This window comes from Bartonella sp. AP57NXGY (assembly GCF_042195805.1).
Taxonomy (GTDB): Bacteria; Pseudomonadota; Alphaproteobacteria; order Rhizobiales; family Rhizobiaceae; genus Bartonella.
On record NZ_JBHIOZ010000081.1, the window covers coordinates 1 to 5719 of the forward strand.

At 35.2% G+C, this 5719-nt stretch carries 4 protein-coding genes and 1 pseudogene; 2 read left to right on the forward strand and 3 right to left on the reverse strand.

Going from position 1 to position 5719, the window contains the following annotated elements; all coding sequences use genetic code 11:
• Positions 1-16 precede the first annotated feature (16 nt).
• The gene (locus tag ACFIL8_RS07190) at positions 17-790 is read right to left on the reverse strand and encodes a DUF4167 domain-containing protein (RefSeq protein ID WP_375611688.1); all 774 of its coding nucleotides are present in this window, start codon (positions 788-790) and stop codon (positions 17-19) included.
• 1678 nt (positions 791-2468) lie between these two features.
• Entirely contained in the window at positions 2469-2912 is a 444-nt protein-coding gene (locus ACFIL8_RS07195; RefSeq protein ID WP_375610680.1) for a hypothetical protein, read from the reverse strand.
• A gap of 492 nt (positions 2913-3404) precedes the next feature.
• On the opposite strand from ACFIL8_RS07195, the pseudogene ACFIL8_RS07200 reads away from it, so the two are divergent.
• Both ACFIL8_RS07200 and ACFIL8_RS07205 read left to right on the forward strand, forming a co-directional pair.
• Positions 3405-3500: pseudogene (locus tag ACFIL8_RS07200) on the forward strand (DUF4102 domain-containing protein); the annotation flags it as partial.
• Between the two features lie 184 nt (positions 3501-3684).
• Positions 3685-3978 carry a hypothetical protein gene (locus ACFIL8_RS07205; RefSeq protein WP_375689269.1) on the forward strand — a complete coding sequence of 98 codons (294 nt, stop codon included), beginning with the start codon at positions 3685-3687 and terminating at the stop codon, positions 3976-3978.
• Between the two features lie 1162 nt (positions 3979-5140).
• On the opposite strand, the gene ACFIL8_RS07210 is transcribed toward ACFIL8_RS07205, so the two are convergent.
• The gene (locus tag ACFIL8_RS07210; RefSeq protein WP_375611687.1) at positions 5141-5626 is read right to left on the reverse strand and encodes a hypothetical protein; all 486 of its coding nucleotides are present in this window, start codon (positions 5624-5626) and stop codon (positions 5141-5143) included.
• Positions 5627-5719 lie beyond the last annotated feature (93 nt).

Genomic DNA, 5719 nt, shown 5'->3' on the forward strand with positions numbered 1-5719 from the left:
ACAGCACCCTTCAGGTTTAAACATTTTCCTCTGCCTCAAGATTGACCACTCGGCGACGGCGTGGTTTTCTCTGTATCCCCTCACCTAATCCAGGCAAAGAAGAATCCTCTTTTGTTGCTGTTTTTGTTGCTGTTGATGCATCTCCATTGCTAGAGCTTTCTGCTGTTGTAAGTGAAAGCTCAAGAGATGATTCATCTTGAGTCCGTACAGTACGTCGACGAGGAGAACGACGTATTTTTTTGACAGGTTCAACATTTTTCTCAGAGAGGCAGTGCTCTTGATCTGTTTTTTCATCCGATAGAGCCTCTAAAGCGTTTTCACGCGCATCCCCATTTTGCGCTTTATCATATTGGCCATTGCCATTTTTTTGCGACGACATTTGTAATACATCTGTATCACCCTCGACAGCATCCTTTTTTTCACCATCAAGATTTATTTCACCGCATTCTTGCCCATTGTTTTCATCACGATTTTCGTTTTCATCACCACGATTTTCATCACGCCGAACCGATTGAGACATTTGCCCAGCTGCTGCTAAAATAATACGCAAATAGTGCTCGGCATGTTGTAAATAATTTTCCGACATAACACGATCACCTGCACCTTGTGCATCACGCGCAAGGCTTATGTATTTATCGGCAATTTGCTGAGCATTCCCGCGAATTTTAACATCCGGACCGCTACTTTCATAATTGCGAGACAACGGATTAGGACCGCGACGATTATTATTGTTATTACCATTATTGTTATTATTGCGACCGCGTACCCGTCTATTTTGTTGTGGCCTCATCTTTATCCCTTTTTGGAGTGTTTGTCTTATGTGTGTCTTAATTGACGCTTCCTCATTACATTATCTTTTGATAATGCTGATCATGTTTAACATACGATTATCAAGCTATCCGCGTTTATTTCACTCAAACGAACCCTACTGATATTGATAAAAGCATATATTTTCTTGAAAATCACAAAACAGCAGGGAAATCGTAAATCAAAAATTCCCTTTTTCTCTGTCAAACAGCAGAAACCTAATGATGTTCACGTAAAATGCCAAGTGTTTTTTTTAAAATAAACCATATTTCACTAAAAAAATAATTATCTTGTGGAAAACAAAAAGGAAAACACACATATAACACACCCGACAAAGAAAAAATTCCTGCCAGAGAATAGTAGAAGCTTCCTTTTTTGCTCTAAAACCACCGCTCCTAAAAACGCCGATATTCTCTACCCCCTCGTGCATTTAACTCACAAGCACTTCCATCCCAACGAGTCACTGCGCGAACCTCTTTATTTTATAAATATAGCCTCTCTTCATCGCTAAAGCAACCCCTTGCGAGCGATAATCCACGATCGCCTCACAAAACCTCTTAACTTTTATAGATAGATTAACACGAAGTATTATTCAAGCCCTATAATCACCAAGAGATCAATCTTCTTTCCCAAACAAGTCAATGATACTATCAATTTTTATTTTAACCCATAGAGTTTTTAAGTTAATCACAGTTTTTATTTATAACAAATTGAGCTTAAAAACAAAATATTTAAATACAAAAAAATATCAAATTATGAAAAAAACGACCAATATGTCACACTTTTTTAAAAATCAGCTTCTTCTCAAAAAAATACCCTCCTCAAAGCCTATCAATAAGAATGGCCTAACGTATTTCCTTACTTATCTTTTCTGATAAAGAAAACTAGAATTATAAAACAAGCACATTTTTAAACCCAGCACAGCGCTTTACGCATGAAGAAGCCGTAAATGTTTATAAAAGGAATGTTTTTTACTCATTTTTGTCATGTCTATTGACTTACACCCTCAAAGAAGGAAGATTCTCAAATCACACTGGTCTGTCAACAATGAAAATACTTATAAAATTCATACACTAAATTGATTTGTAATGATAATTCATATTTTTTGTGTTGAGTAAGAAAATTAATACCGTAGAATTTTTCATCCTCAATCTGTTTGCTGTTGAATCAATCTCTTTTTCTTGCATGTTACATGTGGGAAAACCTGCGTGGAGTAAAAACGAAAAAAAAGACTAAAAGTGCCTCTTATGAACCGTCTCTAAGGCTAAAGGGTTGTCGAGAGCACCATTGGGAGCGAGCAAAGTGTGAGATAGTACCGGCTTATTCTTTGTTTAAACCATAAAGATGAACTTGCTTTATAAATTTTATACATTTCATGATGGTTTTACCATTATACCATTCACCAAAACCATCACGAAATGGATTTCCCACACTCGTTATTTCCCTTAAAAAAGCGCAACAAATCCTCCTGAAACTCCACCACGCCCCCTTAAACATTTCAAGGAGGCCATCCATACCTTATGTCGCCACACCTTAAATAAGAAGTGCGATATAACAAGATAAATAAATCAAGCTGCTATTGGTCATGAGGCAGATAGTCATTTAAGAGGCTTTTATCTTTTTATCAAAATTCGCATCCTTTTAACTTTCCATATAAAAACTTAAAAGTAATTGCGCCTTTTGCCTGTTTTATTTTCTCTTTCATTCAGAAAACAGTCTCGTAAGAGAAAATAATTTCCATCCCCAGGACGGACCCTCGTCAAACATTGTTTTTTAGCACTATCAGAAAGCTTATCCCACATTTCACGAATAGCAAAATAGGCCTCACTTTCCAAATTAAGACAATGCTGATAAACCTCTCTTTTCATATCGGGCATAACGGAGGCAGAAATTTCCTTGCAATATACGCGTAGATCAAAAACAGGAATAACCAATTCAACGGGTGCTTGTTGTGTTACTTTTTTATGAGAAGAAAAATAACTAACCACCTTTGCAACAACAAAACACAAAAACACTATACAAAAAAGTATTATGCAAACAAAAGCAATCTTGCGATATAATCTTTTGAAATAAGCCTTTTGTCTTGCTCGGATTCTTTTTTCCATAAAGATTGTACCCTTTAATATCCCAAGAGAAGCTTTTACAGCAAAAAATGATAGAAGTATCTGTGTACACAATACAGGTTATAGCCGCAAACGATCAAGACTCTTATGTCAAAAGACTCTCTTTTTTACCGTATAATTCTTATCGTATATAATTCTTATGAAACACTTTTCTCATGCCCTTTATGAAAAAATAGGGCTGATGATTTTCTCTCACCACTTTTAAAGACGAAGATTCTTCATCCATGCGGATCTATAAACAATTCGTCTTTGTTAAGACATGTCATATTGATTTATAAAGAATATTTATTGTTTTACATGTTGAATGAGAAACCCGAACACCATAGGATTCTCTCATCCGAAGTTTGTTTTCTATTGAAACAATCAAAACCATGTTGCTTACAAGTTACAAGCGGAGCTAGCATGTGGATTAAAAACTGTATAAGAAAGGCATATGGCTCTTATGAAGCATCTCACGAACCAAGGCTGTCGTAAATATTGGGAGCTAGAAAATACAATAATGGTGCGGGCTTGCCTCTACATAAGCGTAAAGATGGGAGTGCTCAATGGATTTACCGTTATTCACCACACAAACACTTCATATATAAAATCTTATACGCCTTCTATTACCGCCCCCTCAAAAAGCAGTCGCTAAAACAAGATAAGAGATTATAGATGTAAAACTCCTAACAAAAAAGAATGGACTTTCTAATCGAGATCAACAAACACTGTTAAAGACACATTTGCATTTTTGACCATGCTGGCATGTATGATAATGGCCCTTCAAATGCGCCACCATTTTATGCTTCACCTCATATCATTCTCCGTCAAACAATCACAAAGATTCTTTAACTATTCAACGCCCCCCAACCAAAGCAAAGAAACCAACCCCAGACGCCTGCATTTTTATTTGAATCTTCCCTATTGGGATAAAACACACAAGAATTTAAAGATTTCACTGCAAAATGAAATCACAAAATACAATAATGAGAAAAATATCCAAAGCCATCTCAATAACAAATATATAGCGCCCCTGTTATTAGAAAGTAAAAAAAGCCGCACCATTTAAAGGCGCGGCTTATGAATAGAGATATAACTAAATAAAATACAAAAGAAATCAATAATAAATACTTATACACAAAACGTATAGTATTGCAAGCTTTTTAATTATATTTATAAAAATATCCAAAAAGAGTATAAATAATGATACATTCGTATTGAGGAGAGCTGTTTATAACAATACACTTTCTAAAATAAAAACGTATCAAATAAATCAAAATACTTTGTAGCTTTATCTCAATATAATCCATGAAAAAACACACATGATTTAAGTCCATAATTATAATAAGACCCGTTCTTTTACGCTTGTAAAAGCTGGTTTTTCTTAACTTACATTCACCACTTCAAAAGATGAAGATTCTTCACCCAATCTGATTTATCAACAGCCCAGATTGCAGTGGGGTCCATTTGGCTTTCTCACATGTGATTGATTTAAACTTAAAGCTCAACAAATAAGCCTGCCTTAAATATTTGCCACGCCCTTTAAAAAACACTTTTTGTATCATGGAAGCTCTTACAAAGAGACTTGCCTTATATCATCACACCTGAAAGGACAGTCTTTACAGCATAAACAGGATAAGACAAATCAACAACCGCTTGTACAATCTTGTCTGATAAGAAAACAAGTGAAACGTTAGCCTTCAAGCCTGCTCCAACAGTACAGCATTTCTCTTCTTTATAAGAAAAAACACAACGATACGCATGATTTTTTTATAGGCATTTTTCTGCTTTTGTCCTTTTGGCAATTAACATTTTCTTTTTATGGGATTTTTAACAAATTAAAATTGCGAGGATCTGCACTTTTTCTCTTTTAAAAAAGCGTAAAAACCGCAAATTATTTATAGAGTTAAAATCATCAAACGCTCTATCCAAAAGCTTTTTAAAATGATTGCACGATTTTTTATCTTTTTAAAGCTTCTTTTGCCATGCGTTTCTATTTGGGCATGGCTCCTTGCTCTGTAGGCTTTAAAAACTTACCCTTAGATTTCAATATGCGCCCTACTCTCCCCAACAACGCATGATCAACTTATCCAGCAACAACGCTTCTCTATCAATTTTTACCATTTTTTAACATCTCAAACAGAGTGCAATTCCAATCCCCACCGAAGATATAAATCAGGTTTATCTCATCTATAGCTTCAACCCATACATATTGTTATGATCACTCTTTTCTATTTTTCCTTATCTAACAAAGAAGAAATCTCTCTAGAATGCTCAACACTGATGTTTTGAGTAACACTACTGTGTATTTCTAGCGGCTTATGTGCTGTAAATTTTGAAATAAAAGAGCTGTAGTCTATTTTTGGCGCCTCGTATATTGGAGAAAAAAATATGTCTCCAACGGACGATGATTCTGTTTTAATTTCTGGTGCGCTCACAAAACTGTTTGGTGTCGTTATTCCACCACTCACAACACTATTAATACTGTCTTGCTTCTCTTCTTTCTCATTTTTTTTCTGTTCGACATTGATAAGATCTAGAGCATTTAATTTTTTTTCTAAAGCATCCATGCGCTTTGCAATTTTTGTAATATCTTCATATGCTTTCTTCAACAATGCGTTTAAAGGAGCATGTCCCATTCTTCCGCTAGCATAAAGAACCACACGAATACATTCCGGATCATCAATATCAGAAATAGAAAATGGAAAAAGTGCCATTATATCCCCCTTTTTGATAAGCTAAACGCGTATTAAGGCATTTGCATCTCTTTTTTCGTTGTACGGCTCTTGCATTTCTCAGAAAACCTCAGA